The sequence below is a fragment of the Pseudonocardia lacus genome (genome assembly GCF_018531445.1).
GTDB classification, from domain to species: domain Bacteria; phylum Actinomycetota; class Actinomycetes; order Mycobacteriales; family Pseudonocardiaceae; genus Pseudonocardia; species Pseudonocardia lacus.
The window spans coordinates 1-989 of record NZ_JAHDTH010000481.1; the positions used below are offsets into that span (position 1 = coordinate 1).

Below are 989 nucleotides of genomic sequence, written 5' to 3' on the forward strand. Positions count from 1 at the left end.
TGAGGTGATCTCAGCAAGATCTGCGTAGCTCGATCTGCTCGAAATGGGTGAGCACTCGTGCGGCAGCGACGATGTCACCGATTCTCGACGGGCTTGCGGTGGTGTGGCGTAGAGCGCGCCAGCGGCCGGTGAGCAGGGCGAACCCGCGTTCACCGAGGGCGCGCAGACCGCGGTGCAGGGCGTTGTAGGTCTGGTTGTCCACAGCGAGGGTGGTACCGCTGGCGGGCTGCTTGATCGGGGTGTGCACGCCGATCCCCGTGCCGTCGTAGCCGCCGTCGGCCAGGGTGGGCAGTCCGAGTTGGGAGGCCGCCCAGTACAACGCGCCCAACAGGTGCGCGCGGGCAGCGGTGATGTCGTGGTGGCGGCCGGCGAGGACCGGTGAGGTCCAGACCGGGAACCCGTCGGGGCGCATCACGGCTTGAACGTTGCCGCCGAAGTGGTGGTGCTTGCCGGAGTACCAGGCATCGATCTCGGTGCCGTTCGCGCTGGTCGCGGCCTGGGTGACCCGGTCGGAGCGGAAGAGCTTCCCGTCGACGATCACGTGGCTCCAGCCCTGCTCGGCGACCTCCTGCAGGGCGTCGTGCAGGTCCGGGGCGTGAGCGGCGAGCACGGAGATGACTTCGCTGCGGTAGCGGTAGCCGGTGGCCCGGGAGATCCCGAACCCGGCGGCGAGCATGGTGAGGTCGTCGTGCTTGCGGAACCAGACCAGTCCGAGCAGGGCCTGGCGCCAGCAGGTCAGGGCCCGGGTGTTGCGGCGGGTGCCCAGCCGTCGGCGTTCGGCGCGTAGCAGGGCGGTGACGTGGCTGACCAGTTCGCGGGGCACGTCGAGCATGGCAGGATAGGCGATCACGTGGGGTCCTCGTTGTGGTGGATCTTGTGAGAGAGAACCTGCCTATCGAGGACCCCGCGTCCTGACCAGCACCACGTAGATCATCCCGAATGTCCGTGTCGCCCGCCCGGACGTTTACCTACTCGCTGAGATCACCTCA

The 989-nt window shown here is 68.1% G+C and carries 1 protein-coding gene; it reads right to left on the reverse strand.

The features are described from left to right. Window positions 1-10: 10 nt before the first annotated feature. A complete protein-coding gene (locus KIK08_RS39220; protein WP_214408361.1) occupies window positions 11-850 on the reverse strand; it encodes a transposase family protein in 840 nt (279 codons plus the stop codon). Window positions 851-989: the final 139 nt, after the last annotated feature.